Origin of the sequence: Bradyrhizobium sp. AZCC 2230 (assembly GCF_036924495.1) — a bacterium.
Classification (GTDB): Bacteria; Pseudomonadota; Alphaproteobacteria; order Rhizobiales; family Xanthobacteraceae; genus Bradyrhizobium; species Bradyrhizobium rifense.
Window position 1 is genome coordinate 7,861,938 of sequence record NZ_JAZHRS010000001.1, and the last position, 26,349, is coordinate 7,888,286.

The window sequence follows — 26,349 nt, forward strand, 5'->3', positions numbered from 1 at the left end:
TGTCGGGCGGGATCACCATGCTGGAGAAAGAGCCGGGGACTGAAGTCGGGTTGAAGCGCTGGCTCGAAGGCATCGGTCTAGGTCACTACACCGATCTGTTCGCGCAGCACCGCCTCGATCTCGACGTCATGGGAGACCTGACCGAGGCTGATCTTGCCGAACTCGGATTGCCGCTCGGCGATCGCAAGCGGCTGCAGCGGGCGATGGCCGCGCTATTCCAGGCCGAGACGGCGGAGGCGCCGGTCGCGCCGGCGCACCCGCCGACCCGCACGGAGGTCGGCGCCGAGCGGCGTCAGCTCACCACCATGTTCTGCGACATGGTCGATTCCACCGCGCTCTCCGCCCAGTTCGATCCGGAAGACGTGCGCGACATGATCGCAAGCTTCCGCGAGACCTGCGTGCGCGTGGTCAAGCATTACGAGGGCTTCGCCGCCCGCTTCGTCGGGGACGGCATTCTGGTTTATTTCGGCTACCCGACTGCGCACGAGGACGACGCCGAGCGCTCGGTGCGCGCAGGGCTAGAGATCGTGCGGGTGCTGTCGACGGCGCGCGCGATCGAGCCGCGCGGCGCGCTCAGCCACGCGCCCGCCGTCCGCATCGGGATTGCGACCGGCCTCGTCGTGGTCGGCGATCTCGTCGGCCAGGGCACCGAAGAGCGCGATTCCGCGGTCGGCGAGACCGTCAATCTGGCCGCGCGCCTGCAGGCGCTGGCACCGCCCAATGGCGTGGTGATCTCCGCCTCGACGCAATCGCTGCTGAAGGGGAAGTTCGATTATCGCAATCTCGGCGCCCATGCGCTGAAGGGCATCTCTGAAAAGACCCAGGCCTGGCATGTGGTGCGCGCCACGCGCGTGGAGACCCGCTTTGCGGCTGCCATGGGCACGCGGCTGACCCCGCTCGTCAACCGCGAGGAGGAAATCGCGCTGCTGATGGGGCGCTGGCAGCAGGTCAAGGAGGGCGACGGCCAGGTCGTCGTCAAGTTCGGCGAGCCCGGCATCGGCAAGTCGCGCATCACCCAGGAAATCTTCGAGCGGATCGCAGGCGACCGGCACGGACAGGTTTCGTTCCAGTGCTCGCCCTACTACACCTCCACCGCGTTCTATCCGTTCTCCGAGCAGCTCAAATTCTCCCTCGGTCTCGACCGCGAAGACGCGTCCGCGCTGTCGCTGACCAGCCTGGAGAATGCGATTGCCGCCGCCCAAGGCGATATCGAGCAGGTGGCACCACTGTTTGCCGCGCTGTTGTCGATCCCGACGGGGGAACGCTATCCGCCGCTCGATTTGTCGCCCCAGCAGCAGAAGGACGCGACCGTCGCAGCGCTGGTCAACCACTTCCTGGGCCTCGCCCGCGAGATGTCGCTGGTGATGGTCTTTGAGGATCTGCACTGGATCGATCCGACCTCCCGCGAGGTGGTCGATCTTCTGGTCGAACGGGTGCAGAACCGGCCGATCCTCGCCATCATCACCGCGCGCACCGAATTCCAGCCGAGCTGGAACGCACATTCACATATCACCACCCTCGTGCTGAACCGGCTCAGCCGGCCGTTGCGCACCATGCTGGTCGAGCGCGTCGCGGGGCGCGAGCTGCCCAAGGAGGTCGTCGAGGAGATCATCGTCAAGACCGACGGCGTGCCGTTGTTCCTGGAGGAGCTGACCAAGACGGTTCTCGAATCCAACCTCCTGACCGAGCGGCATGGCCGCTACGTGCTGTCGGGCCCGTGGCGGCAGCTGGCGATCCCGGCGACGCTGACGGACTCGCTGATGGCGCGTCTCGACCGGATGGGGCCGTTCAAGCGGATCGCGCAGATCGGCGCCACGATCGGCCGCGAGTTCTCCTACGAGACCCTGCACGCGGTCGCCAACACGCCGGCGGAGCAGATCGAGGCGGCGCTGACGCACCTTGAGGAGGCGGGCCTGATCATGCGGCGCGGCCATCCGCCGGACGCGCTCTATTCCTTCAAGCACGTGATGATCCAGAACGCGGCGCATGCGAGCCTGTTGCACAGCGAGCGGCGCAAGCTGCATGCCAGCATCGCCCAGGTGCTCGCCGAGATGTATCCGGAGAAGACCGAGCGCGAGCCGGAGTTGCTCGCCCACCATCTGACCGAATCCGGCCAGAGCGAGGGCGCGGCGAGCTTTTGGCTCAAGGCCGGCAAGCAGGCGGCCAAGAGCGGCGCCAATCTCGAGGCGATCGGCCATCTGCGCCGGGGCCTGAGCGTGGTGCAGGCCAATGCGCGTATGCAGGGCGCCGACGAGATGGAGCTCGAGCTGCGGATCGCGCTCGGCAACGCGCTGATCGCCGCCAAGGGCTATGCCGTGCAGGAGGTCGAGGAGAACTACATCCGCGCCCTCGAGCTTGGCCAGCAGCTCGACGACGACGAAAAGGCCTTTGCCGCCACCCGCGGGCTCTGGGTCTGCCATTTCATCCGCGCCGATCTCACCCGCGCGCACGATCTCAGCGTCGAGCTGCTGAAATTCGCCAAGCGCGAGCGGCTGAACGAGCAGGCGCAGCCCGCGCAGCAGACCGGCTATCTGATCGAGGCGCACCGCTCGATCGCGATGACCATGCTCTATCGCGGGCGCTTCGCCGCCGCGCAGCATCATCTGCACCGCTGCATCAATCTCTACAGCCCCGATTTGCACTCCGACCTGATGGAGCGGCACGGCACCGATCCCGGAGTCGTTTCGCTGTCCTATCTCGGCTATCTCCTCTGGTTCCTCGGCCAGCCCGACGCGGCGCGGCAGCACAGCGAGCAGGCGATCCTGCATGCAGAGAAGATCCGCCATCCTTTCTCGCTCGCCTTCGCGTTGGTGTTCGGCGCCTACCTCTGCCAGCATCTGCGCGATATCGAGGGCACGCGCGACCACGCCAACCGCGCCATGATCATCGCCACCGAGCACAATTTCCTGCACTGGAAGCAGCAGGCTGCGATCCTGCGCGGTTGGGCGCTGGCGCAGCTCGGCGAGGCTGACGAAGGCATCAGCCAGATGCGCTTCGGCCTCGACGAATACGAGGCGATGGATTCCTGGCTCGCCGGCTGCTGGTTCCGCTGCCTGCTGGCGGAGGCCTATGCCAAGGTCGGCATGCGTGATGCCGCCTTGCGCGCGCTGGACGGTGCGCTCGCGACCGCAAGACGGACAGGCGATCACTCCTACCTGGCCGAGGTCTATCGCCTGCAGGGTGAGATCACCTTGTCGGACGGCAATCCGGCCTCGGTGCAGGAGGCGGAGGATCTGTTCGGCCTGTCGCTGGAGACGGCGCGCAAGCAGGGTGCGCTGTCCTGGGAGCTCAGAACTGCCGTCAGCCTCGCAAGGCTGTCGCACGAAACCGGCAAGCGCGAACACGCCAATCTGTTGCTCGTGCCGATCGTCGGCAAGTTCAACGAGGGATTTTTGACGCCGGACCTGAAGCAGGCCATGCAGCTCGTGCATGAGATCGGTGGGGACACGCCCGTCCGTCAGCAGGCCGATCCGGTGAAATGAGCGATCTTCCCGCCGCGCGTGGGCGCTACGTCGAGCTGATTGCGAGGCGGGAACGTCTTTCCTCGCAGCGTCTGCTTGCAGCGCTCGCAGCCGTCCCGCGCGAAAATTTTCTGGCGAAGGGACCCTGGCGTATCAAGAGCGAGGCGGCGCGCAGCTATCGTCTGACTCCTGACGCCGACCCCGTCCATCTCTATGACAATGTGCTGGTCGCGATCGATGCGCGCCGCAAGCTCGATACTGGACTGCCGAGCCTGTGGGCGCATTTCATCGATCTGCTCGGCGTCGGGGAGAAGGACCGCGTGGTCCAGATCGGCTCCGGGCTCGGCTATTTCTCGGCGATTCTATCGGAGATCGTCGGCCCGAAGGGCAGGGTGCAGGCGATCGAATGCGACGAGCGGCTCGCGGCGCGTGCCGCGGCTTACCTTCGCGCCTATCGGAATGTCGAAATCATCAACGGCGACGGCTGCCTGGATATCAGCGAGCCGGCCGATGTGATCATCGTGCATGCCGGATTCTCGCATCCGCATCCGCTCTGGCTTCAATCGCTCCGCGCGCGGGGCCGCTTGCTGGTGCCATTGACGCAGCGGGACCGCGAAGGTGCTGCCCTCAAGATCACGCGCAAGGGCAAGGGATTCGAGGCCGAAGCTGTGCAGCAGATCCGGATCTTTCCCGGCCGGGGCCGCGGGGTGACGGCGCTCGACGATCGCGTCGCCGATTGGTGGCAGCGGGCATCGTCACTGGCGCCGCTGCGCTTTCGCGGTATCGCGCAGGGGCTGCCGTCGGATTAGGGCTCTCAGCCCTCACAGGTCCTTCGTGAATTTGCTGATCACGTCCATGAACGGCTTCGGCTTGAACTCGCCGTCGAGCGGCAGCGGGCGGTTCGGCTGCTTGTCCGGGCGCTTGACGAAGCCATTGATCCAGCTGTAACGATCGGAAATGCCCCAGGTCAGGATCGAGCGCACCGGTCCGCTGGTCGCGATCGCCGTCAAGAGATCGTCGACACGCTTGGCGACGATGGCATCGCGCTCCGCCGGACTTCCCGTCAGCTTCTGATCGTCGACGTCGAGCTCGGTGACGTAGACCTCCAGGCCCCATGCGCGGAGCTCGGTGACGAATTCGGCGAGCCCGTGGGTATCGATCTCGAGCTCGGCATGCAGGTGCGATTGCAGTCCGACCGCGTGCAGCGGCACGCCCTGGTCGAGCAGACTCATGATGAGGTTGCGGTAGGCGGCGCGCTTGGCGATGAACGAGTCCTTCGCCGACTCGATGTCGTATTCGTTGATCGCGAGCTTGACGTACGGATCGGCCGCGGCCGCGGTGCGGAAGGCGAGCGGAATCCAGCGATCGCCGAGATGCTGCGTCCAGAACGTGTCGCGCCGGTCGGTGACGCCTTTGGGATTGTCAGGAATGGGCTCGTTGACGACGTCCCACGAGGTCAGCTTGTCCTTGTAATAGGACACGACGGTGTTGATGTGGTCGACATAGGCGCGCTCGACGCCTTTCGAATCCCTGATCTGCTTGGTCCAGTCCGGAATGTCGTGATACCAGGCGAGCGTGTGTCCGCGCATGGTCAGGTCATTCTTCACTGCGAAATCATAGATGGCGTCGGCGCGCTCGAAGGCGAAGGTGTGCGCATCCGGCCGCAGCATCGGCCATTTCAGCTCGAGCACCGGCACCACCTGGGTACAATAGGTGCTGATGGCCTCGCCGAGCCGCGGATCAGCCTGCAGGTCCCAGAGCGTGGCGGCGGCGCCATAGCCAGGACGGCGCTGCGCAAGTTTCGACGCCGGCAGTGCTGACGCCGATGCGCCCGCTGCGAGCGTTGCGGCGCTGCCGAGGAGAAATTCGCGTCTGTCGAGCTTCATCACGTGGCGGCCGTCCTTTCGGAACCAACGCGCCAATGTACCAAGCGGCGCCTTGCGACGCCGCGGTTTCCTGCTGTTGGGTTAACTTTCGCGAACCGTCTTGTCAGCGCGCGTGACGCTGCATCACCGCTTCAGCGATCCCGTAATAGTGAAGCGCGCCCTTTTCGAGCGTCAGATTGTCCATCACATAATCGCGAGGTGCGAAGTCGCCCGCGCTGACCTGCGACCAGAAGTCGCTCCAGCCGGAGACGAAGCCGGCCGCGTCGATGAACATGCGGCCGCAACGTGCGTCGAAATAGGGCACCGAGGACACGCCGCCTTCGTATCTCACCCTGTCCGGAAAATACTCCGGATCCCGCCACGGCCCGCCGCGATTCCACGCGAATACGGGCACGCCGCTGGACAGCGCCTGCTGGCAGGCGATGCCCTGGCTCTCGTGCTCGCACAGGAACACCATGCTGCGGCAGCGCGCCAGCGCCGCCTTGTAGTCGTCTTCCTTGTAATGGCCGTAGCGGATCACTTCGACCGAGCGGCCGCTCGCTTCGAGATGCCGGCGGATCGGTTCGATCAGCTCGCTCGCGTAGCGGTCATGCTCCCAGCGCACCTTGTCGTAGAGCAGCACGTCGACGCTCTTTTGCGCTGCCGGCGTGGGCGTCCACAAATCGGTTTCGATGCCGACCGGCCAGACCTCGACATGCGGCCAGTATGGCCGGCACATCTCCGCATACCAGTTGCAGGGCACCAGGATCGTCTTCTCGTGCAGGTCCCGGTGACGCTCGGGCACTTCAATCGGATGGTTGTACATGACAACGCCGAGCAGGAGCGGGTTCTTCCACGCGAACCAGTCGAGCACGAACGGGCGCCCGATGATGCAGGCGAGCTCCTCCGGGTGCTCGCGGATGTAGCCGTAATCGTTGACGCGGTAAGGGATGCCGACCCGGTCTAAACCGGCGCAGAGATTGAGGAACACGCGGCGCTGGCCGCTGATCCAGGATTTGCCGAGCAACATCCGCCGCACCAGCGGCCGGACGTGGCGATCGCCCGGAAACCAGCGGTCGTCACGCTCCTCGAAGAACAAATTGAGCGTCATCCGCTTGCCCCCGTCCGCCGGGGCGGCCGGGACCAGGGACGCATCCGTCCCACCATGGGGCAGGGAGCTCGGGTTGGCCCTTATACGTTCGACAACGTCCATCTTAGTCACGTCCACGCATTAACCAAACGTCGGGCGACGTCTTGAAATCATGGTTTCTTTTCGGTGATCGCGGCGGCCCGTTCAAGGACAGGGCAAATTTAACGCTAACGCGCGAAACCGGTGGGCCCGCCCCATTCGGCGGCCGATCTGCAGACTTAAATGACTATGTTGGGAGATGCTGCGGCGCAGTCCGATCGCCAAGCCTTGAACGTCAAGCCTTTGATCGTCAAGCCAAGGTCCAACTGATTAACGGCCGTTCGATTTCAAGGCCGCCGGTCCCGTGCACGCATGCTGAATCGCCATTTCTCCATCTATCTCGTCGCCCATATCCTGCCTGCGGCGGTGGGCTTCTTCGCGGTCACCGCCTACACGCGGCTGCTGACGCCGGCGGAGTATGGCGTCTATGTCGTCGGCACCAGCATTGCCGGCATTCTGGGGGCGATCTTCTTCGTCTGGATCAAGCTGTCGGTGTCTCGCTACCAGGCGATGTCGTCGGAGGTCGATTTTCGCGGCACGGCGATGGTCGCCTTCGCGCTGACGGTCGTGGCCATGTGCGCCGCGACCCCGCTGGTGTTCCTGTTCCGCAGCGACGTCAGTGTCGAGCTGGTGCTCGCCAGCATGTTCGTCGCGATCATGTCGAATGCGGTCGATGTCGGCCAGGAGTTCGAGCGCGCCAAGCTGCGCCCCTATCGCTTCGCGGCGATCTCGATCGTGCGCAGCGTGTCGAGCGTCGGCTTCGGCCTGCTCGGGATCTGGCTCGGCTGGGGCGGCATGGGCCTGCTCGCGGCGTTCGGCCTCGGCTCGCTCACCGGCATCGTTCTCAATCTCGTCGGCGATCACACCAGGATTGCGCGCTTTTCACGCAGCCAGTTCACGCAACTCGCGCGCTATGGCCTGCCGCTGACGCTGGCAGGCCTTTCTGTCGCGCTTTACTCGACCAGCGACCGGCTCATGGTCGCCTGGCTGCTCGGCAAGGATGCCGCCGGCATTTTCGGTGTCGCCGCCGACCTGCCGCGTCAGTTCATGGTCATGATCGCCGGCAGCGTTGCCGCGGCCACCGTGCCGCTGGTGTTCCGCTCGCTGTCGGAGAAGAACAACGACACGACGCGGGAGCGGTTGACCGAGAGCCTCGAACTGCTGCTCGTCGTCGTCGCGCCCGTCGCGGTCTGGCTTGCGCTCGCGGCGGATCAGGTCGCCGGCACGCTTGTCGGTGTCGATTTCCGCGCCGGCGTGTCGGCGCTGCTGCCGACGCTGGTGCTCGCCCGCTTCTTCGGCATCGCCAACCAATTCTACGTGCAGATCAGCTTCCAGCTTGCCGAGCGGCCGTTCATGCTGGCGGCGCAGTCGTTCCTCACGCTGGTCGTGAGCGTGGCGCTGATGTTCGCGCTGGTCGCGGGCTACGGCATCTACGGTGCGGCGCTGGCGACTCTCGCGACCGAGGCGATCGGCTTCGTCGTCGCCGTCGTGCTGATGCACCGTGCCCATCCCGTGCCGTTCGACGTCAACCGGCTCGCCGGTGTTGCGGCGTCGGCCGCGGCGATGGCGGGCGCCATCCTTGTCGCGCGGTCGCAGGTCAACGGCACCGGGTTTGTGGCGCTGATCATCGTGAGCGTTGCGGGCGGCCTCGCCTATGTCGCCGCAGCCTGGCTGCTGAATGTTGCCAACGTGCGGACGCTGTCGCTGCGCTTCCTGCGGACGTTCAACCGCAAGGCGCTCGGCGTCTGACCGCCTGACGAGGCGCCTCGTAAGGCAACACCCGCCGCGCAAAAATTCCCCCTTGCGTTCTATTCCTTGTCGCGGAATGCTGCGGACGAGATGGGCAGCCGCATCACATTTCATAGCGGCGGCTGGAGCCATGTCCTGTTGCGCTTGAAAAGCAAAGTTCGTTCTGCTCATAAGAGGGCTGAAATTGCGCTGCAACATGCGCAAAAGAGCCCATCGACTAAAGTCGATAGCCAGCGAGGAAACACATAATGCGCAAGCTCACTTTGGCCATTGCCGTGATCGCCCCGATGCTCGGTCATGCAGCGTCGGCCGAGGACACTCTCAAGATCGGCTATATCGATCCGCTCTCCGGCGGCGGCGCCAGCGTCGGCGAGGGTGGTTTGAAGACATTCCAGTATCTGGCCGACGAGCTCAACGCCAAGGGCGGCATTCTCGGCCACAAGATCGAGGTCGTCCCGCTCGACAACAAGACCAATCCGCAGGAGAGCCTGGTGCAGGCCCAGAAGGCGATCGACGCCGGGGTTCACTACATCACCCAGGGCAATGGCTCGTCGGTCGGCGCGGCGCTGTCGGATTTCGTCACCAAGAACAATTCGCGCAATCCCGGCAAGGAAGTCCTGTACTTCAACTACGCCGCCGTCGATCCGAGCCTGACCAACGAGAAGTGCAGCTATTGGCATTTCCGCTGGGATGCGAGCTCCGACATCAAGATGGAAGCGCTCACCAACTACATGAAGGACACCGCCTCCATCAAGAAGGTGTACCTGATCAACCAGGACTATTCGTTCGGTCAGTCCGTCCGCACCGATGCGCGCAAGATGCTCGGAGCCAAGCGGCCCGACATCCAGATCGTCGGCGACGAGCTGCATCCGCTGCTGAAGGTCACGGACTTCTCGCCCTACATCGCCAAGATCAAGGCGTCCGGCGCCGACAGCGTCGTCACCGGCAATTGGGGCCAGGATTTTGCGCTGCTGCTCAAGGCCGCGGCCGATGCCGGACTGAAGGTCAACTGGTACACTTATTATGCCGGCGGCGCCGGTGGCCCGACCGCGATCAAGCAGACCGGTCTCGATGGGCAGGTCTTCCAGATCACCGAAGGCTTTGCGAATTCGGGCAACAAGGCTGCGATGGACTACGAGAAGGCGTTCCGCGCCAAGGTCAATCTGTCGCTGTGGTATCCGCGCGCGGTCAATGAGATGCGGATGTTCAAGGCGGCAGCCGAGAAGGCCAACTCGATCGACCCCGTGAAGGTGGCGGCGGCGCTCGAGGACCTGAAGTTCGAGGTTCTCGATGGTGGCCAGGGCATCATGCGCAAGGACGATCATCAGTTCTTGCAGCCGATCTACATCTCCTCCTTCGGCAAGCTGACCGAGAGTGAGCCGTTCGACGAGGAGAGCACCGGCTGGGGTTGGCACCTGGTCTCGAGGATCGACACGCCGCAGGCCATGGTCTCCACGACCTGCAAGATGGCGCGGCCGTAATCACGAAGCCTGTCGTTGTCCCGTAGCCATCATTGGCCGCGGGTGACGGCAGCCGGACGTTTTTTGATTGGGCGATGTTCACCGGGGCCATCAGGCCCCGGATATTCATGAGTGCGCTGTGCTTGAACTCATTGTCATTTCGACCCTGAACGGTGTGCTGTTCGGCATGCTGCTCTTCCTGCTGTCGAGCGGCTTAACCGTCATCTTCAGCATGATGGGCGTGCTCAACTTCGCCCATGCCAGCTTCTACATGCTCGGTGCCTTCTTCGGCTTCCAGCTCACCAAGTGGATCGGCTTCTGGCCGGCGCTGGTGCTGGCGCCGCTGCTGGTCGGCGCGATCGGCATGGCCGTGGAGCGCTACGGTCTGCGCAACACCCACAAGCACGGCCATGTCGCCGAGCTGCTGCTGACCTTCGGTCTTGCTTTTGCGATCGAAGAGATCGTCTCGATGATCTGGGGCAAGAGCCCGCTCGATTATCGCGTGCCGGCGCTGCTGGATTTCCCGGCCTTCACGATCTTCTCGACCAACTATCCCGCCTACAAGATCTTCATGCTGGCCGTGTCGGTCATCATTTTCGTGGCGCTGCTGATCGTGCTGAAACGTACCCGCGTCGGCCTCATCGTCCAGGCGGCGCTGACGCATCCGCACATGGTCGGGCATCTCGGCCACAATGTCGGGCGCGTCTTCATGGCGGTGTTCGGGGTCGGTAGCGCGCTGGCCGCCCTGGCCGGCGTCATTGCAGGTCCCGCTTTGGTGACCCAGTCCGACATGGCTGCTTCGCTCGGGCCCATCCTGTTCGTCGTCATCGTGTTCGGCGGCCTCGGCTCCTTGCCGGGGGCCTTCATCGCGTCGCTCGTCATCGGATTGGTCCAGACCTTCGCGGTGGCGCTCGATGGCTCGTTGGCGAGCGCCTTCGGGCCGCTCGATCCGTCGACGGGACCGTCCGTCCTCACCGACATCTGGAACGTCACGATCGCCCAGGTCGCGCCGATCGTGCCCTATATGCTGTTGGTGCTCATTCTGATCGTTCGCCCCATGGGCCTGATGGGGACGCGCGAATCATGACCACGGCGACGACAACGACCTCCAAGGTGGCGGCGGATCCTGCCGGCGGAGCCTTGCGCTTCTACGGCGTCTGGCTGATCGGCATCGTCCTGCTGATCGTGCTGCCGATGATCTTCTCGTCGGGCGGCTCGCTCACATCCTTCAGCCTGATCGGCATCGCGATCGTGTTCGCGCTGTCCTACAACATCCTGCTCGGCCAGACCGGCCTGCTGTCGTTCGGGCACGCCGTGCATTACGGCCTCGGCGGCTTCGCCGCCTGCCACATGATGAATGCCGTGGTCTCGCATGGCTGGCCGATCCCGCTGCCGTTCATTCCGCTGTTCGGCGGCCTCGGTGGCCTCGTGTTTGCGATCATCATCGGCTGGGTCATGACCAAGCGCGCCGGCACGGTGTTTGCGATGATCTCGCTCGGCATCGGCGAATTGGTGGCGTCCTCGTCGCTGATCCTGCGTTCGGTGTTTGGCGGCGAGTCCGGCATCACCACGGACCGCACCGCGCTGCCGAAAATGCTTGGCTGGTCGTTCGGGCCGCAGCTTCAGGTCTATTATCTCATCGCCTTCTGGCTGGTGCTGTCGGCAATCGCGATGTACGCGCTGACGCGCACGCCGATGGGACGGATCAGCAATGCCGTCCGCGACAATCCCGAGCGTGTCCAGTTCATCGGCTACGATCCTCACGTCGTCCGTTACATCGCCTATTGCTTTGCCGGGTTTTTCGCTGGCGTCGCCGGCGGCCTGACCGCGATCAATTTCGAGATCGCGAACTCCGCGCTGCTTGGGGCGATCCAGTCCGGTTTGGTGCTGTTCTCCACCTTCATCGGCGGTACCGCGTTTTTCTTCGGCCCGATCTTAGGTGCGATCCTTGTCACTTATCTCCAGCTCGGGCTGACCAACCTCACCACGGCCTGGCAGCTCTATTTCGGCATCATCTTCATCGGCATCGTGATGTATGCGCCGGGCGGCATTGCCGGCCTCTTGATGATGCATCGCCCGCTGATCCGCGCCGGCACGCTGTGGACGGTGATCCCGTCCTATTTCGTCGCGATCGTGCCGACGATTGCCCTGGCTTGTGGCGTGATCCTGACGATCGAGACCGTCGCGCGTTTCTCCGGCGGCGACGCAATCAACCTGTTCGGCATTGCCTTCAATCCGACATCGCCGGTGACATGGATCGCGGCCGCGGTTCTTGTTGTCGGTGGCGCTTTCGCCGCGCGGCTGACCTGGCGGCGGATTGCGGACGCGTGGGACCGCGCCGCCACGGTGGCGCGTGACCGGGGGTATCTCGCATGAGCGGAGCGAATTCTAATAAGGCCGCAGCCATCGAAGTCCGCGCCGTCGAGAAGCGTTTTGGCAATGTCGGCATCATCCGCGACCTCAATCTCAGCGTCGCCAAGGGTGAGCGCCACGCGATCATCGGCCCGAACGGCGCCGGCAAATCCACGACGTTCAACTTGATCAGCGGCCACATTGCGCCGACCTCGGGCGAGGTGAAGCTGAATGGCGACCTGATCTCGGGCCTGCGGCCATTCGAGATCAACCGACGCGGCCTGTCGCGCTCGTTCCAGGTCACCAACGTGTTCGCGCGCATGACCGTCTGGGAGAACGTGCGCTGTGCCGTGCTGTGGGCCACGGGACATCGCTACGCGTTCTGGAAGAATGTCGACAGCCTGCCCGAGGTACGCGAGCGCACGGCCCAGATCCTCGACGACATCCATCTGACCCATCGGCGCGACGTTCCGGCGGGTCTCCTGACCTATGCCGAGCAGCGCGAGCTGGAAATCGGCATCACCATTGCGAGCGGCGCCACCGTCGTCATGCTCGATGAGCCCACCGCCGGCATGAGCCACGCCGAAACCGACCGCGCGGTGTCGCTGATCCGGCGCTTGACCGAGGGCAAGACGCTCGTGATCGTCGAGCACGACATGAGCGTCGTGTTCGGCCTCGCCGACCGCATCTCGGTGCTGGTTTACGGCCACATCATCGCCTCGGGCACGCCGGAAGAGATCCGGCGCGATCCGAAGGTCAAGGAAGCCTATCTCGGCGAGGAAGCGCACTGATGCTCGAGGTCAGGGATCTCCACGCTTATTACGGCAAGAGCCATATCCTCCAGGGCGTCGATCTCGACGTCGGCGCCGGCGAGGTCGTGAGCCTGCTCGGCCGCAACGGCGTCGGCCGCTCGACCACGGTCAAGGCGATCATGGGCGAGGTCGCCCCGCAAGGCACGATCCGCTTCAAGGGCAACGACATCGCAGGCCTGCCCAGCTACAAGATCGCGCACCTCGGGCTCGGCTATGTGCCCGAGCATCGCGACATCTTCCCGAGTCTGACGGTGCGGCAGAACCTGCTGCTCGGCATCAAGGACACGCGCCGTCCCGGCAAATGGCGGCTGCAGGACATGCTCGACATGTTCCCCAATCTCGCCGCGCGCGCCGACACGGCCGCGGGCGTGCTGTCCGGCGGCGAGAAGCAGATGCTCACGACGTGCCGGACGCTGATGGGCGATCCCGATCTGATCATGATCGACGAGCCCACCGAAGGCCTCGCGCCGCTGATCGTCCAGCAAGTCGGCGATCTCATCGCGCGGATCGCGCAAGCCGGAGTCGCCATCCTCCTCGTCGAGCAAAAACTGTCGATCGCGATGCGCATCTCCAAGCGCGTCTACATCATGGGCCACGGCCGCGTGGTGTTCGAAGGCACGCCGGACGAGCTCAAGGCCAATGCCGCCGTACGGCAGGAATGGCTCGAAGTCTGACGGCTGCGGCCTGCGCATACGCATCTGTATTCTGCGCTACATCTCACGCCCGATAATCAAGGTATCGTCGCGGCCGCCGACATCGCGAGCGATGCGGCCGACGATAACCAAGAACAGAAGTGGAGGACGTTGACCGGGGCCTCGCGAGACCGCGCGTCGATGCACTCTGCCAGGGAAGGAGATGCCGCGCATGCCCGGCCACACATTCAAGTTCATCGGCGGAGCCGTCGCTCTGCTTGCCGTCCTGGGCGCTGCCTCCGCCGCGACCGCCGGAAACTACGACACCGGCGCGACTGACACGGGCATCACGCTCGGCCAGACCATGCCCTATTCGGGACCGGCCTCGGCCTATTCGGCGATCGGCCGCGCCGAAATCGCCTATTTCAAGATGCTCAACGAGAAGGGCGGCATCAATGGCCGCAAGGTCGATCTTCTCAGCATGGACGACGCTTATTCGCCGGCGAAGACGGTCGAGCAGACGCGCCGGCTCGTCGAGAGCGACGAGGTCCTGGCGATGTTCTCGATGCTCGGTACCGGCCCGAACATCGCCGCGCAAAAATATCTCAACGTCAAGAAGGTCCCGCAGCTGTTCCCGTCGAGCGGCGCCAGCCGCTGGAACGATCCGCAGCATTTTCCCTGGACCACCGGTTCGCAGCCGACCTACCGGACTGAAGGGCGAATCTACGCCAGGTGGATTCTCGCGAACAAGCCCGACGCCAGGATTGCCGTCATCACGCCGAACGAGGATCCCGGCCGCGACTATCTCGCCGGCTTCAAGGAGGGCTTAGGCGAGCACGTCAACCAGATCGTGTCGGAAGCGGTGTACGAGACGACCGACGCGACCGTCGACTCGCAGATCGTCCAGTTCAAGGCCGCCGGCGCCGACGTTCTCTTCAACGAGTGCACGCCGAAATTCGCAGCGCAAGCGATCAAGAAGGTCGCCGAGCTCGGCTGGAAGCCGCAGATCATCGTTCCCGCCGTCTCCAATTCCGTCGGCTCCGTGCTGGCGCCGGCCGGGCTCGAGAATTCCGTCGGCATCGTCACCGGTGCCTTCCTGAAGGATCCCGGCGATCCGCGCTGGGAGAACGATGCCGGCATGAAGGCCTGGCGCGAATGGATGAAGACCTATAATTCCGGCGCTGATCCCGCCGACATCTTCAACGTCACCGGCTACACCATGGCGCAGATGATGGAGATGGTGCTGCAGCGCGCCGGCAATGATCTCACGCGTGCCAATTTGATGAAGCAGGCGCAGTCCTTCAAGGATGTCGAGCTGCCGATGCTGCTGCCCGGCATCAAGCTCAACACCTCGGCCGAGCAGGTGACGCCGATCCGCCAATTGCAGATGGCGCGCTTCAACGGAAAATCCTGGGAGCTGTTCGGCGACGTCCTCGGCGAATAGGCTCACCGTGATCGCTTCCTCCAACTGCAGTGAAGACATGACGACACCAACCGGCCCTCTCAGCGGCACCCGCGTTCTCGATCTGACGAGCGTTCTGTTCGGACCCTATGCCGCGCAGATGCTCGGTGATTGGGGCGCTGACGTCATCAAGATCGAGCCGCCGTCGGGCGACACCTGGCGCTACACCGGCGTGTTCCGGAACCGCGGCATGAGCGGCCAGTTCATGGCGGTCAACCGCAACAAGCGCAGCCTCGCGCTCGACCTGAAGCATCCGGACGGCAAGGCGGCGCTGGCCAGGCTGATCCCGACGGTCGACGCGCTCGTCACCAATGTGCGCCCCGCAGCCATGGCGCGGCTCGGCTTCGGTTATGGGGACTGCGCAAGGCTCAATCCGCGGCTCATTTATGCCGCCGCGACCGGTTTTGGCCAGGACGGCCCGTGGGCGGCACGGCCCGCCTTCGACGAGATCATCCAGGCGGCGTCGGGCCTGGCATCATCGATCGGATCGGACGAGGAGCCGCAATTCGTCCCGAGCCTGATCGGCGACAAGATCTGCGCCATGGCGATGGTTGGCGCGGTGTCGGCAGCCTTGTTCCGGCGCGAGCGCACCGGTCAGGGTCAGATGGTGGAAGTGCCGATGCTGGAGACGATCGCGGGCTTCAACAGCATCGAGATGCTCGGCGGCCACGCGTTCGATCCGCCGATCGGCCCGACCGGCTACAAGCGGATGAAGAACCGGCGTCCGGTGAAGACCAGGGATGGCTGGCTGACGATGCTGCCCTATTCGGGCGACAATTGGTGCGCCTTCTTCGAGGCCGTCGGCCGCCCCGAATTGAGTGACGAGCTCGGCGTGCGCGATCCCGTGCTGCGCTCGCAGAACATCGACAAGGTCTACGACCGCATGAGCGAGATCGGGCCGACCCGCACCACGGCGGAGTGGGAGGAGCTGTTGCTGCGGCTGGACGTGCCGCACACCGCCTTTGCCCGGCTCACCGAGATCGGCGACCAGCCGCATCTTGCGGCGGTCGGCTTGTTCGCGGATATCGATCATCCCACGGAAGGGCGGATCCGCCAGGCCCGCCCCGCGACAAAGTTCTCCGAAAGCCCGGCCGGCATCCATCGTATGGCGCCGCGCCTTGGCGAGCATTCGCGCGAGGTGTTGCGCGAAGCAGGCCTGAGCGATGCCGAGATCGAAACGCTCGTTGCGAACAAGGCAGTCGGCGCGCCGTAAACCTGGCGCGCCAACTGACGCGGAGTGTTATCGCTCGCTGCTGGCCGACGCGGTCATGGTCGCCGGTCCAAAGCTCTGCTGCCAGTACATTTCGACCTGCTGGACCAGGGTCTGCGGCAGCGGAACATAGTTGAGCGTTTCGGCCTGCGTCTTGCCGCTCTCCAGCGACCAGCGCACGAAGGCGATGACCGCAGCCGATCGCTCTGGCGACTTCGGCTGCTTCGGCATCACCACGAACGTCGTTGCCGTGATCGGATAGGCATCCTCGCCCGGCGCGTTGGTGAGGACGAGGTGGAAATCCCTGTCCGCCGTCCAGTCCGCGCTCGAAGCCGCCGCCTGGAACGACGCGGCGTCGGGGACGACGAAATTGCCGGCGCTGTTCTGCACCGCGCCGAACGAGATCTTGTCGAGCCGTTGCAGCGCGTAGGCATATTCGAGGTAGCCGATCGAGCCGGGCACCAGGCCGACAAGCGAGGCGACACCGTCATTGCCTCGTCCGCCGAGGCCGACCGGCCATTCGATGGCAGTGCCTTCACCGACGGATGTCTTCCATTGCGGGCTGACCTTGGAGAGATAGTTCGACCAGTTGAACGTCGTGCCGGAGCCGTCGATGCGATGCACGACGGTGATCGGCGCGTTCGGCAACCTCACGTCAGGGTTGATGGCGCGAATGGCCGGATCGTTCCAGCTCTTGATCCTGCCGAGATAGATGCCCGCGAGCACCTCGCCCGAAAAATGCATCTGGCCGGGCTTGACGCCGTCGATGTTGACGACCGGAACGACGCCGCCGATCACGATCGGAAACTGGATCATGCCGAGCTTCTCGAGTTCGATGGGATCGAGCGGCATGTCGGTGGCGCCGAAATCGACGGTAGCCTTCTTGATCAAGCCAATGCCGATGCTCGATCCCACCGCCTGATAGGTCACGGTGTTGCCGGTCTTCGCCTTGTAGGCGTCGATCCATTTCGCCATCACGGGCGAAACGAAGGTTGAACCTGCGCCCGTGGTGTCGGCAGCGAAGCTCTGCGTTGCGACGACGAGGGCGGTGAGGACGATCGGGAGCCTGAGATGTTTCATCATGGGCGCGAAGCTAGCAGCGCGCCCGGCGAGCCTCTGTGGTTTATGTCACAAAAATGTAATGGAAATGAAAAGCATCTGGTTCGGCTGCAACGTGATGTGGAGCCCAGAGCAACTGAAAAAACGCCGGGCTCACGATCCGAGATTGCGGGCAACGCTGATCAGGACGGCCGCAAGCACGGCCAGCGACATCGAGACCGCGAGGCTTTTAACCAGACTCCTGGTCGGGCTTTTGGAAAAGACGACGAAGCCGGTGGCGAGGAGCGCCAGCCCGGCCACGGTCGCCGCAATCTGCGAGAGATTTGAGGACACCTGTTCATCCTTCGATACGGTGTTTGGCGAATTTATCGCCAACGTTCCTGCGGCTTGACGCAATTCTCTGTGATTCCGGTCACATCCCGTCCCGCCGCCTCCGAGGGCTGACATTCTGCCGCAGCGCGCCGGCCAGCTCCAGGCCAGCCCCGGCGGCGGACCGCCCTTCCGCCCGCGCGGGCCGTCGTATATGAGAGTTTCGTCGCCGGAACGGACCGAATATCGCCGGAAACGGAACAGATGGTGGCTGCGATTTCTTAATCCAAAGATCGCAATCTGATCGATGATCGACGCAAGTGCGGACAGGCAACCGGGGAATGGCATGAAAGACCTGATGACGACGGCGCAATCTAATGGAGTGATGCGGCGTTGGGGGGCTTCCGGAATTGTGATGTTCGCGGCGGCGGTCGCGCTGGCCGCCCCGAGCGCAGCCCTTGCCGCCAAGCAGCCGCGCCAGACCGCCGAGGCGGTAGCGCAGCGCGAGGCCGGCGAGCCGATCATGGCGATCGTGTCGATCAAGAGCCAGCAGGTCACGTTCTACGATTCCGAGGGCTGGATCCTCCGTGCGCCGGTCTCGACCGGCACGACCGGGCGCGAGACGCCCGCCGGCGTCTTCGCCGTCATCGAAAAGGACAAGGACCACCACTCCTCGATGTATGACGATGCCTGGATGCCGAACATGCAGCGCATCACCTGGAACGGCATCGCGCTGCATGGCGGGCCGCTGCCCGGCTATGCCGCCTCGCATGGCTGCGTGCGCATGCCCTTTCCCTTCGCCGAGGGCCTGTTCGACAAGACCAATATCGGCATGCGGGTGATCATCTCGCCGAACGACGCCGCTCCGGTCGATTTCTCGCATCCCTCGCTGTTCGTGCCGAGCAAGGAGGCCATCGCGGCGGCGCCCGCGCGTGCCGACAAGCTCTCGGCCGAGGCGGAGGTGGCGGTGAGCGCGGCTGATGAAGCCAAGAAGGCCGCGGCAGCGGCCGCGAAGGACGCGCAATCGCTTCCGGCGTCGCTGCGCAAGCTCGAGCAGCAGAAGGTCCGCGCCGACGCCGAGAATGCCTATGCCGACAAGCTGGTTGCCAACGCCAAGACCGACCAGGCCAAGGCAAAGGCCGACGAGCTGAAGCAGAAGGCTGCCACCAAGGCTGCTGATGCGGCAACTCAGCTGGACGCCGCCAAGGCCGCGGCGCAGCCGAAGCGCGACGCCGTGGCCGCGACAAAGGACGCCGCCAAGGCGGCCGCGACCAGGAAGGCCGAAGCCGTGAAGGCTGCGACCGACGCAAAGCTCGCGTCCGAGCCGGTCTCGGTCTACGTCAGCCGCTCGACGCAGAAGCTCTATGTCCGGCGCAATACCCACAAGCCGGCGCCCGACGGCGGCGGTGAGGTGTTCGACACCAGCATCGAAGTTCCCGTTACCATCCGCAATCCCGACCAGCCGCTTGGCACCCACATCTTCACGGCGATGGCGAAGAACGACACGGGCCTGCGCTGGAGCGTCGTCACCATCGACGAGGGCGACAACGCCAAGGACGCGCTCGACCGCGTCACCATCCCGCAGGAGGTGTGGGATCGCATCGGGCCGACGGCATTGCCGCGCTCGTCGATCATCATCTCGGACGAGCCGCTGAGCGCCGAGACCAACTACCGCACCGAATTCGTTGCGGTCCTGAGCAACCATCCGCAAGGCGGCTTCATCACCCGCAAGCCGACCGCGCCGCCGGTGGAAATGGCCAGCGACGATGGCTGGGGCAATGGCGGCGGTTTTGGTGGCAATGGCTTCTTCTTCTTTGGACAGCGCGATCCCGCTCCGCAGCCGGTCAATCCGCGCCGCCGCGGCGGCCAGTACCAGTACTATCAATCGACGCAGCCGGTGCAGCGGAGCTTTTGGTAAGCGCGGGGCCGGAGCGTAGCGGCTCCTGCCGCTACGGCCGGGCCGTGATCACCAGGGCCTGAATCTTCGCTTCCACCGGCCCGGAGCCGTGCCGTTTCCGGATGGCTTGGGCAACGGCATCGGTTGCGGCCTGAAGCTTGCTCGCATCCCTGGCCTCGATCTCGCCGCGCAGCGGCGTTCCCTGGCAGTACGCGGTCGCTACATAGTCCGCGGAGGGCCCGCGGCTCATCGCTGTCAGCGTCTCGATCGAGATGTCCCGGAAGCCCGCGCGTTCGAGGTCGGCCTTGATGACGGCCTTGTCGTGATAGCCGTGCGGCGTCCGCGCCATGAACAGCGGCGGATTGTCGGGAAACATCTTGCCGAGCGCGATCGTCGCGTCATTCGCGAATACGTTGTCCTCGATATGGTCCCAGACGCTGAACAGGTACGTGCCATCAGGCCGCAACACCCGCTTCGTTTCCGCATAACCTTGGCTGCGATCCGGAAAGAACATCGCGCCGAACTGGCAGCAGACGACGTCGAACGCCGCGTCGTCGAAGGGCAGCGTCAACGCATCGGCCTGACGCCAGGTCATGCGCGGGTCATCGCCCTGACGCTGCTTCGCCACCGCGAGCATGGGCTCGTTGAGGTCGGTCGCGACATAGCGGACGCCGGCAGGCAGCAGCGCCGCTACGGCCCGCGTGACGGCGCCGGTGCCGGCGGCGATCTCGAGCAGGGCCGAGGGCGACAGCGCGGCGATGCGCCTGGCAAGGTCGTCGGCATAGACCGAAAAGATCAGCGGCACCAGATATTCGTCGTAGAGTTTTGGGACCGAGCCTGCGAAAACCTTGTCAGTGCTGGACATGCTTGCCTCGCTGAAGGTTTGGCTATCACGGGCAAAATAGCACGGATCGACCAGCACGGAACGACGTCGTCCAATCGGCGATCCGCAGCCCGGGATGGAGCGCACCTATCGCTCGGATGACAAAGCTCGCCCGATCAGATGGTCGAGCGAGACGCGACCCGGTCCATAGGCCATGATGCCCAGAGCCATCGCCGCCCAGGTGATATGCACCGGCCAGCCGTCGGGCACCGTGAGTTCGACGATCACTGTCATGAACAGCAGCCCAAGCGCAGCGAACCGCGTGCCGAGGCCCAGCACCAGCAGGATTGGAAACATGATCTCGCCGCACCCGGACAGGAAGGCCATCACTGCCGGTGCGGGATAGTGATAGGGCCCCCCGGGCAGGTGCAACATGAATTCGTCGGTGAACAGGGTCACCGCGGTGTCGTTCAGCTTGAGGAAGCCGCCCCATTTGAGAATGCCGGAGCGCCAGAACGGCACGGCCAGCGCCAGCCGCAGCACGAGCTGGACCAGCGAGGGAGCGGCGATCGTCTGCACCAGCCGACCGGCTTTCTCGACGAGAAGCCTAAGCGGCGGCAGGCTTCCATCTGCCGGCATGCGTTGGTCCGTGATCATCATGCGTCTCCGAAGGCAATTGAGGTGAATGCGCCGGCCTCGATCAAGCCGGCAATGTTGGCGGCGATGTCGAAGTCGGATGATGCGTCCAGCGCGGATGCCGCGGCCTCGCCGAGCGGCCGACCCTCCGTCAGGCAGATCGCGAAGACGGCGCCGCCGGGAGGCAGGTGCTGCACGATGATGTCGAAACCGGGCCGCGTGATCAGCGCGTCTTCCGGCGTAGAGGCGTCGATGCTGTCCACGGGCGCGCCGTCACGGTTGGCGGCAAAGATCGTCACCGCGGAAAAGTCGGAGCGCACGATTTGCGCTGCCGGGTGCGGTGTGAAAACCAGATCGGCCAACCGCTCCGGCCCGATCGCTGCAAGCTGCGCCGGCGCCAGCGGCGCTGCATCGCGTGCGTGGTAGGCGTCGAGCCAGGCTCGCTCCAGCCGGGCGACATCGGCGAGCCATGGCATGGTCTGCGCGTGCTCATACCGTGCAACGAAATCCGGAAAATCACGGCCATATTCGAACAGCAGCGGCGAGGCCGGCGGGCTCTCGCGAACATGGAAGCGCGCCATCGCGCGGAAGAAGTCAGCGCCGGTGATGCGCTGCACCGCCGGATAGATTGCGGCGAGCGCGTCGATCAGGCTCACCGTAACGTTGTTGCGATAGACATCGTAGCGCTTTCCCGCCGTCCTGCCGTTCGGGCCGGTCACGACCGCCGGCGCCGCACGCAGGGGATCCAGCAGCGCCGGTGCGAAGGCCGCGGCAAAGGAGAGTGGCTCAGGCGGCATGACGGTCCTCCGCAGCCGCGGCGGTTCCGCAGCGATCGAGGATGGCCTGTGCCGCGGCGGCCTCCGCCTGCAGGACCGGCCAATCGGGAATTTTGGAGTCCCATTCGATCAGCGTCGGCACCGGGCCGCGGCGCTGCACCACGATCTCGAACAGCTTCCACACGGCGTCCGCGACCGGGCCGTCATGGCTGTCGATCAGGAGTGGTTCGCCGTCGTCGTCCGCCTGCTCGTCGTGCCCTGCAATATGAATCTCGCCAATGCGCGCCAGCGGAAAATCGGCGAGATAATCGAGCGCCGAAAAGCCGTGATTGGTCGCGGATACGAAGACATTGTTGACGTCGAGCAGCAAGCCGCATCCCGTGCGCTCCGCAACACTGCGGATGAAGTCTGTCTCGCTGATCGTCGTTCCGGTGAAAGCCAGATAGGTCGACGGATTCTCCAGCAGGATCGGGCGCCGGATCACCTCCTGCATCTGGTCGATGTGATCGCAGACATGGCGCAGCGTCGCCTCGGTGTAAGGCAGCGGCAAAAGATCGTTGAAGAAGCTCGTCTCATGCGTCGACCAGGCGAGATGCTCGGACACCATGGCCGGCTGATAGCGCGCCACGAGGCTGCGGAAACGCGCCAGATGCGCCTTGTCGAGCGGCTGCGGTCCTCCGATCGACATGCAGACGCCGTGTAGCGAGAGCGGATGGTCGCGGCGGATTGCTTCGAGCGCGCGGTGGGGCGGTCCGCCTGCGCCCATGTAATTCTCGGCGTGGACCTCGAAGAAGCCGCGTTGCGGACCAGCGGCGAGGATGGCCGCAAGGTGCTCGTGCTTGAAGCTGGTGCCGGCGACGCCGCCGATTGGCAGCGAAAAGCGGAGCGGCACGACCGGCACGGCGGCTGGTTTGGTGGCCGTGATCATGATGCTGCTCCGCTTCCTTGGTGTGGGTGATGTGTCGGCTCGAGTGCGTTAGACCGGCTTCAGCGAGCCCTTCTTGCCGTTGGGCAGGTCGATGCTGGCGCAGGTGCCGCCTTGGACGAACTTCCACGCATTGCCCTGGAAGTCGGTGGTCGAGGTGCCCTGGCAGGTGGTGCCCGGTCCGGCGGCGCAATCGTTCTGGCCCTTCAGCGCGACGCCGAAGCACTTTTCCTTCTTGGCGGCGACTGCGGCATCGGCCTCGGCTTTGGTCAGGGGAGCGGCGGCGGCAAGGGTCGCGAGTGCGGTCGAGAGGGCGCCGGCGAGAGCGAGTGACGTGACGACATGTTTGGCAGACATCGAGTTCTCCTTTTCAAGATTGCATCGCTTGGCAAAGCGAAGGCGCATTGTCCCGTTCGCCTCGCGAGCGGCCCACGTTACCGATTGGGCGGCTCACGAGTCCGTGAGACAGTTGGGTGAGGCGCATACACTGATGCGCTCGGCCGGGACTAAAGCGGCAAGAGCCGACGCAAATCCAATGCCTGGGCGCTATCGAGACGTTAGCCGGAGGGCATTGGAGACGGCAGGCGATCCTTGCAGGCAGTAACGAAGGCGCCCGCGCGCCGTAGAGCTATCAAGCGACCAGTGACCTAGGGCGGAAACCACGATGAAGGGCTTACCCGGGCAGCAGCTTCAGGCGATCGCCAGATTGACGGTCAGCATTCGCCTCGCCGTGTCCGCACTGGTCCTGACGGCGATCCTGCTGACGGCCGCCCTTTCCAGCCTGTTGTGGTGGCGAACGGCGGAGGCGACCAGCCGGCAGCTCGCCTCCACCATCAACGAGCAGATCGTGGCGGCGGTCCGCAAGGAGGTTGCGGCCATCGTCGACGAGGCGCGCGCCGCGCACACCGCGATCCGCACACTGTTCCTCCAGAACGTGCTCGACACCCGCGAAGCGGACAAGCGCGAATTCGTGTTCCTGTCGCAACTGCAATCGCAGGCGACGATCTCCTGGGTGGCCTTTGGCTGGCCCGATGGCTCGTTCTTCGCCGCGCACAAGCTCGGCGACCGGCGCCTGGAGATGATGGAGATTTCTTTGACCGATCATCCGGGCGAGCGCCGCGTCGACGAATATGACGTCGTGCCCGGTGATATCGAATTCGCCAATCGCCGCTTCGAGCCGACGGAATTCCGCGTCGCCGATCAGGCCTGGTTCAAGGCCGGGCTCACCGCGGACGACCCGCAATGGTTCAGGGTGATGGATCATCCGACCGGGCAGCGGCCGTCGATCGCCTTTGCGGGACCGATCGACGTCTATCAGGAGCGGCAGGGCGTTCTTGCCGTCATCATCGAATACACAAGGCTTGCGCGCTTCCTGTCGCAGCTCGAAGTCGGGCGCACGGGAACGGCTTTCATCCTCGACGACAGCGGAGAGCTTGTCGCCGCACCGGACAGGGATGCCGATGAGCTGCATTCCGCCAAGGGCGACATTGCGCTGTTGCCGCTCGCGCGGATGGCGCGCGTGAAAGCAGGTGAGGCCGGCCGCAAGGAAGCCTGGCGAAGCCGGCTCACCTCGCAAGGCGCGGCCTATGAAGTCGCGCTCACGCCATTGCCGTTTCCCGGCTGGTCACTGGCAACGGTGATCCCCGAGGCCGAATTCCTCGGTCCGGTCGAGACCACGCTGCGGCACCTGATCCTCGGCCTTGCCATCGGCGCGGTGCTCGCGGCGCTGGTGTCGGCGGCGCTGGCGCGTTCGGTCATTGCCGCGCCTCTGTCGCGCGTGGTGGGCGAGCTTCGTCATGTCGAAGCCTTCGCGCTGGAGCTGGTCCGTCGTCATCCGTCGCGACTCAAGGAGATCGCGAGCCTGTCGGGCGCGATCGCCGAGATGGCATCCGGACTGTCAGCCTTCCGCAAGTTCATCCCGGCCGATCTCGTCCGCGCCCTGCTGCGCCAGGGCGTGGAGGCAAAACCCGGCGGAAGCATCCAGGAGCTCAGCGTGATGTTCATCGACATCGCCGGCTTCACCGGATTGTCCGAGCGGCTCGGCGACCGGGTCGTGCCGCTGCTGTCGCGCTATCTCGACATCACCTCTGAGATCATCGTCGCCAATGGCGGCACCATCGACAAGTTCATCGGCGATGCCGTGATGGCGTTTTGGGGGGCGCCGCAGCCGCAGGCGGATCACGCGGTGCGGTGCTGCCGCGCGGCACTCGCCTGCCGCGGGGCGATCGAGCAGTCCGGCCTGGCCGACGATCTCGGCCAGCGGCTGCAGATCCGGATCGGCATCAATTCCGGCCGCATGCTGGTCGGCAATATCGGCTCCGAGCTGCGGCTGAACTACACCGTGATCGGCGATGCCGTGAACGTCGCGAGCCGGCTCGAAGGCGCCAACAAATCCTATGGAACGCAAATCCTGATCGGTGAGACGACCGAACGTCTGGCGCGCGGTGCGGTCGTCACGCGTGAGGTCGACAGTATCGCGGTTTACGGACGGGAGGAGGGGCTCTCCGTCCACGAGCTGATCGGCATCGCGAACGAAAGCGCAATCGACGGTGAACCGATCGGCTGGATCGCGGACTACGCGCGCGGCCTTGCCAACTATCGCGATCGCCGGTTTGCTGCGGCACTCGCCGATTTCGAAGCCGTGCTGAAGCAGCGCAGCCACGATCGCCCGGCCGAGCTGATGCGCGACCGTTGTCGGCAGCTCGCTGCGTCCGCGCCCGACGCCGGCTGGCGGCCGGTAGAGGCACTGACATCGAAATAGCGACGGCCCGCGTCTCGCGTTCCCCAGATTCACATTGCACCGGCTAGCCATTCCCTCTAATTGTCTTGGACAAATGACCAAATAACATGGTCGCGCGCCGAAGGGCGCGTGTCAGGGACGGGAATCGCGGTATGTCGCGGGATGGTTTTGGGCTGGCGGGGGTCATCGGCATGCCGGTCGCGCATTCGCGCTCGCCGGTCATTCACAATTACTGGCTGAAGGCGCACGGCATCCGCGGCTCCTACGTCCCGCTCGCGGTGAAGCCCGAGCGGCTCGAGGATGCGCTCGACGGGCTGATCGCGCTCGGGTTCCGCGGTTGCAACGTCACCATGCCGCACAAGCAGACGGCGACGCCGATGCTCGACCGCGTCAACGAGACCGCCAGGCGCATCGGCGCCGTCAACACCATCGTCGTCGAGGCGGACGGTACGCTGTCCGGCTTCAACAATGACGGCAACGGTTTTGTCCAGAGCCTGCGCGACGCCAGGGCCGACTGGCGCGGCGATGCCGGGCCGATCCTGCTGCTCGGCGCGGGCGGCGCCTCGCGCGCGGTGGTCGTGGCGCTGCTCGAGAACGGCGCGCGCGAGATCCGCATCACCAACCGCACGGCGGAGAAGGCGCAGGCGATCGCGACCGAATTCGGCTCCGCCGTCAGCACCGTTCCGTGGGACGATCGCGCCGCGGCGCTGGGCGATGTCGCGCTGCTCGTCAACTGCACCGATCGCGGCATGGTCGGCAAAAGCGCGCTCGAGATCGACCTGTCGCGGTTGAAGCCCTCAACGCTCACCGCCGATCTCATCTACACGCCGCTCGAGACGCCGTTTCTGGCCGATGCCCGCGCGCGCGGCTGCGTCACCGTGAACGGGCTCGGCCTGTTGCTCAATCAGGCGCGGCTTGCCTTCAAGGCCTGGTTCGGCGTGATGCCCGATGTGACGCCTGAGCTGATCAAGACCGTCGAGGCCACGTTCTGA

22 protein-coding genes are annotated in these 26,349 nt (G+C 64.9%); 13 read left to right on the forward strand and 9 right to left on the reverse strand.

Annotation, left to right across the window (positions count from 1 at the left end):
- Nucleotides 1-17: 17 nt before the first annotated feature.
- Nucleotides 18-3,482: an ATP-binding protein gene (locus tag V1280_RS37505; protein ID WP_334535639.1), complete on the forward strand. Its 3,465-nt coding sequence runs from the start codon at nt 18-20 to the stop codon at nt 3,480-3,482.
- Nucleotides 3,479-4,270: a protein-L-isoaspartate O-methyltransferase family protein gene (locus V1280_RS37510; protein WP_334535640.1), complete on the forward strand. Its 792-nt coding sequence runs from the start codon at nt 3,479-3,481 to the stop codon at nt 4,268-4,270. Before V1280_RS37505 ends, V1280_RS37510 begins: the two co-directional genes overlap by 4 nt.
- Nucleotides 4,271-4,282: 12 nt before the next feature.
- On the opposite strand, the gene V1280_RS37515 is transcribed toward V1280_RS37510, so the two are convergent.
- Together V1280_RS37515 and V1280_RS37520 are read right to left on the reverse strand one after the other, a co-directional pair.
- Nucleotides 4,283-5,350 carry an endo-1,4-beta-xylanase gene (locus V1280_RS37515; RefSeq protein WP_334535641.1) on the reverse strand — a complete coding sequence of 356 codons (1,068 nt, stop codon included), beginning with the start codon at nt 5,348-5,350 and terminating at the stop codon, nt 4,283-4,285.
- Between the two features lie 100 nt (nt 5,351-5,450).
- Nucleotides 5,451-6,539 carry a glycosyltransferase family 1 protein gene (locus V1280_RS37520; protein WP_334535642.1) on the reverse strand — a complete coding sequence of 363 codons (1,089 nt, stop codon included), beginning with the start codon at nt 6,537-6,539 and terminating at the stop codon, nt 5,451-5,453.
- A 288-nt stretch (nt 6,540-6,827) separates the two neighbouring features.
- On the opposite strand from V1280_RS37520, the gene V1280_RS37525 reads away from it, so the two are divergent.
- From V1280_RS37525 to V1280_RS37560, 8 genes are all read left to right on the forward strand, one after another.
- Entirely contained in the window at nt 6,828-8,264 is a 1,437-nt protein-coding gene (locus V1280_RS37525) for a lipopolysaccharide biosynthesis protein (protein ID WP_334535643.1), read from the forward strand.
- A gap of 248 nt (nt 8,265-8,512) precedes the next feature.
- The gene (locus V1280_RS37530) at nt 8,513-9,745 is read left to right on the forward strand and encodes a branched-chain amino acid ABC transporter substrate-binding protein (protein WP_334535644.1); all 1,233 of its coding nucleotides are present in this window, start codon (nt 8,513-8,515) and stop codon (nt 9,743-9,745) included.
- A 118-nt stretch (nt 9,746-9,863) separates the two neighbouring features.
- Nucleotides 9,864-10,811 carry a branched-chain amino acid ABC transporter permease gene (locus tag V1280_RS37535; RefSeq protein WP_334535645.1) on the forward strand — a complete coding sequence of 316 codons (948 nt, stop codon included), beginning with the start codon at nt 9,864-9,866 and terminating at the stop codon, nt 10,809-10,811.
- Nucleotides 10,808-12,100, forward strand: coding sequence for a branched-chain amino acid ABC transporter permease (locus V1280_RS37540; protein WP_334535646.1), 1,293 nt, complete (start codon nt 10,808-10,810; stop codon nt 12,098-12,100). Before V1280_RS37535 ends, V1280_RS37540 begins: the two co-directional genes overlap by 4 nt.
- Nucleotides 12,097-12,867: an ABC transporter ATP-binding protein gene (locus V1280_RS37545; RefSeq protein WP_334535647.1), complete on the forward strand. Its 771-nt coding sequence runs from the start codon at nt 12,097-12,099 to the stop codon at nt 12,865-12,867. The genes V1280_RS37540 and V1280_RS37545 overlap by 4 nt, the downstream gene beginning before the upstream one ends.
- The gene (locus V1280_RS37550; protein ID WP_334535648.1) at nt 12,867-13,562 is read left to right on the forward strand and encodes an ABC transporter ATP-binding protein; all 696 of its coding nucleotides are present in this window, start codon (nt 12,867-12,869) and stop codon (nt 13,560-13,562) included. Before V1280_RS37545 ends, V1280_RS37550 begins: the two co-directional genes overlap by 1 nt.
- A gap of 190 nt (nt 13,563-13,752) precedes the next feature.
- Nucleotides 13,753-14,964 (forward strand): ABC transporter substrate-binding protein, encoded by a 1,212-nt coding sequence (locus V1280_RS37555; protein ID WP_334535649.1) that lies wholly within the window; start codon nt 13,753-13,755, stop codon nt 14,962-14,964.
- A gap of 37 nt (nt 14,965-15,001) precedes the next feature.
- The gene (locus V1280_RS37560) at nt 15,002-16,195 is read left to right on the forward strand and encodes a CaiB/BaiF CoA transferase family protein (protein WP_334535650.1); all 1,194 of its coding nucleotides are present in this window, start codon (nt 15,002-15,004) and stop codon (nt 16,193-16,195) included.
- A gap of 27 nt (nt 16,196-16,222) precedes the next feature.
- Here the strand turns inward: V1280_RS37560 and pstS are convergent, their stop codons facing one another.
- Together pstS and V1280_RS37570 are read right to left on the reverse strand one after the other, a co-directional pair.
- Nucleotides 16,223-17,275, reverse strand: coding sequence for a phosphate ABC transporter substrate-binding protein PstS (gene pstS, locus V1280_RS37565; RefSeq protein ID WP_334535651.1), 1,053 nt, complete (start codon nt 17,273-17,275; stop codon nt 16,223-16,225).
- 129 nt (nt 17,276-17,404) lie between these two features.
- Nucleotides 17,405-17,584, reverse strand: a complete 180-nt coding sequence (locus tag V1280_RS37570; RefSeq protein ID WP_334535652.1) for a hypothetical protein — start codon at nt 17,582-17,584, stop codon at nt 17,405-17,407.
- 322 nt (nt 17,585-17,906) lie between these two features.
- On the opposite strand from V1280_RS37570, the gene V1280_RS37575 reads away from it, so the two are divergent.
- The gene (locus tag V1280_RS37575; RefSeq protein WP_334535653.1) at nt 17,907-19,478 is read left to right on the forward strand and encodes a L,D-transpeptidase; all 1,572 of its coding nucleotides are present in this window, start codon (nt 17,907-17,909) and stop codon (nt 19,476-19,478) included.
- A 31-nt stretch (nt 19,479-19,509) separates the two neighbouring features.
- On the opposite strand, the gene V1280_RS37580 is transcribed toward V1280_RS37575, so the two are convergent.
- The 5 genes from V1280_RS37580 to V1280_RS37600 form a co-directional block, all read right to left on the reverse strand.
- Nucleotides 19,510-20,322, reverse strand: coding sequence for a class I SAM-dependent methyltransferase (locus V1280_RS37580; protein WP_334535654.1), 813 nt, complete (start codon nt 20,320-20,322; stop codon nt 19,510-19,512).
- A 105-nt stretch (nt 20,323-20,427) separates the two neighbouring features.
- Nucleotides 20,428-20,937, reverse strand: coding sequence for a DoxX family protein (locus tag V1280_RS37585; RefSeq protein ID WP_334538508.1), 510 nt, complete (start codon nt 20,935-20,937; stop codon nt 20,428-20,430).
- Nucleotides 20,937-21,713: an HvfC/BufC N-terminal domain-containing protein gene (locus V1280_RS37590; protein ID WP_334535655.1), complete on the reverse strand. Its 777-nt coding sequence runs from the start codon at nt 21,711-21,713 to the stop codon at nt 20,937-20,939. The genes V1280_RS37585 and V1280_RS37590 overlap by 1 nt, the downstream gene beginning before the upstream one ends.
- Nucleotides 21,703-22,620 carry an MNIO family bufferin maturase gene (bufB, locus tag V1280_RS37595; RefSeq protein WP_334535656.1) on the reverse strand — a complete coding sequence of 306 codons (918 nt, stop codon included), beginning with the start codon at nt 22,618-22,620 and terminating at the stop codon, nt 21,703-21,705. The genes V1280_RS37590 and bufB overlap by 11 nt, the downstream gene beginning before the upstream one ends.
- 48 nt (nt 22,621-22,668) lie before the next feature.
- The gene (locus V1280_RS37600) at nt 22,669-22,974 is read right to left on the reverse strand and encodes a BufA1 family periplasmic bufferin-type metallophore (protein WP_148774152.1); all 306 of its coding nucleotides are present in this window, start codon (nt 22,972-22,974) and stop codon (nt 22,669-22,671) included.
- A gap of 307 nt (nt 22,975-23,281) precedes the next feature.
- Here V1280_RS37600 and V1280_RS37605 point away from each other — a divergent pair, with 307 nt between their 5' ends.
- Together V1280_RS37605 and V1280_RS37610 are read left to right on the forward strand one after the other, a co-directional pair.
- Nucleotides 23,282-25,378 carry an adenylate/guanylate cyclase domain-containing protein gene (locus V1280_RS37605; RefSeq protein ID WP_334535657.1) on the forward strand — a complete coding sequence of 699 codons (2,097 nt, stop codon included), beginning with the start codon at nt 23,282-23,284 and terminating at the stop codon, nt 25,376-25,378.
- Nucleotides 25,379-25,509: 131 nt separating this feature from the next.
- On the forward strand, nt 25,510-26,349 hold the full coding sequence (locus tag V1280_RS37610) for a shikimate dehydrogenase (protein ID WP_334535658.1): 840 nt from the start codon (nt 25,510-25,512) through the stop codon (nt 26,347-26,349).

What these genes read in the sequence shown, in the direction of transcription:
- V1280_RS37545 (WP_334535647.1), top strand. Translation starts at nt 12,097, where the DNA reads ATGAGCGGAGCGAATTCTAATAAGGCCGCAGCCATCGAAGTCCGCGCC.
- V1280_RS37560 (WP_334535650.1), top strand. Translation starts at nt 15,002, where the DNA reads ATGACGACACCAACCGGCCCTCTCAGCGGCACCCGCGTTCTCGATCTG.
- V1280_RS37505 (WP_334535639.1), top strand. Translation starts at nt 18, where the DNA reads ATGCTGGAGAAAGAGCCGGGGACTGAAGTCGGGTTGAAGCGCTGGCTC.
- V1280_RS37575 (WP_334535653.1), top strand. Translation starts at nt 17,907, where the DNA reads ATGAAAGACCTGATGACGACGGCGCAATCTAATGGAGTGATGCGGCGT.
- V1280_RS37555 (WP_334535649.1), top strand. Translation starts at nt 13,753, where the DNA reads ATGCCCGGCCACACATTCAAGTTCATCGGCGGAGCCGTCGCTCTGCTT.
- bufB (WP_334535656.1), bottom strand. Translation starts at nt 22,620, where the DNA reads ATGATCACGGCCACCAAACCAGCCGCCGTGCCGGTCGTGCCGCTCCGC.
- V1280_RS37610 (WP_334535658.1), top strand. Translation starts at nt 25,510, where the DNA reads ATGTCGCGGGATGGTTTTGGGCTGGCGGGGGTCATCGGCATGCCGGTC.
- V1280_RS37550 (WP_334535648.1), top strand. Translation starts at nt 12,867, where the DNA reads ATGCTCGAGGTCAGGGATCTCCACGCTTATTACGGCAAGAGCCATATC.
- V1280_RS37530 (WP_334535644.1), top strand. Translation starts at nt 8,513, where the DNA reads ATGCGCAAGCTCACTTTGGCCATTGCCGTGATCGCCCCGATGCTCGGT.
- V1280_RS37580 (WP_334535654.1), bottom strand. Translation starts at nt 20,322, where the DNA reads ATGTCCAGCACTGACAAGGTTTTCGCAGGCTCGGTCCCAAAACTCTAC.
- V1280_RS37540 (WP_334535646.1), top strand. Translation starts at nt 10,808, where the DNA reads ATGACCACGGCGACGACAACGACCTCCAAGGTGGCGGCGGATCCTGCC.
- V1280_RS37520 (WP_334535642.1), bottom strand. Translation starts at nt 6,539, where the DNA reads ATGGACGTTGTCGAACGTATAAGGGCCAACCCGAGCTCCCTGCCCCAT.
- V1280_RS37510 (WP_334535640.1), top strand. Translation starts at nt 3,479, where the DNA reads ATGAGCGATCTTCCCGCCGCGCGTGGGCGCTACGTCGAGCTGATTGCG.
- V1280_RS37525 (WP_334535643.1), top strand. Translation starts at nt 6,828, where the DNA reads ATGCTGAATCGCCATTTCTCCATCTATCTCGTCGCCCATATCCTGCCT.
- V1280_RS37600 (WP_148774152.1), bottom strand. Translation starts at nt 22,974, where the DNA reads ATGTCTGCCAAACATGTCGTCACGTCACTCGCTCTCGCCGGCGCCCTC.
- V1280_RS37590 (WP_334535655.1), bottom strand. Translation starts at nt 21,713, where the DNA reads ATGCCGCCTGAGCCACTCTCCTTTGCCGCGGCCTTCGCACCGGCGCTG.
- V1280_RS37605 (WP_334535657.1), top strand. Translation starts at nt 23,282, where the DNA reads ATGAAGGGCTTACCCGGGCAGCAGCTTCAGGCGATCGCCAGATTGACG.
- V1280_RS37585 (WP_334538508.1), bottom strand. Translation starts at nt 20,937, where the DNA reads ATGATCACGGACCAACGCATGCCGGCAGATGGAAGCCTGCCGCCGCTT.
- pstS (WP_334535651.1), bottom strand. Translation starts at nt 17,275, where the DNA reads ATGATGAAACATCTCAGGCTCCCGATCGTCCTCACCGCCCTCGTCGTC.